General features: G+C 57.0%; 1 protein-coding gene. It reads left to right on the top strand.

The window, feature by feature from the left end; all coding sequences use genetic code 11:
* On the top strand, window positions 1-323 hold a 323-nt coding region (locus QP752_RS11220), incomplete at both ends, for a G5 domain-containing protein (RefSeq protein ID WP_284805537.1).

Genomic DNA, 323 nt, shown 5'->3' with positions numbered 1-323 from the left:
CCGACCGGATCTATGCACCGATCAACATCCAGGATGCCCCGACTCGCGAGGTACCGTTCGATGTTGAGTACAAGTTCGATGACACCGTCCCGCAGGGCACCTACAAGGTTGAAACCGAGGGTGTTCCAGGCACAGAGGCACAGGACCGAAAGGGCAACTGGTCGCAGACCAAGGCTCCGGTTAATGAGGTCGTCCTCATTGGTACCAAGCCTGCAAAGGCTACCGATGAAATGACCTGGACCATGGCTACTGGTTTCGATACCATCATGCGTCCGAACCCGGCACTCAAGCCGGGTGAGGTGAAGGTTGTTCAGGAGGGCGAA

The organism is Corynebacterium sp. UMB10321 (genome assembly GCF_030228725.1).
Lineage (GTDB): Bacteria > Actinomycetota > Actinomycetes > Mycobacteriales > Mycobacteriaceae > Corynebacterium > Corynebacterium pseudogenitalium.
Note: the sequence above shows the minus strand (reverse complement) of the source record. Positions and strands in the feature narration are given on the sequence as shown.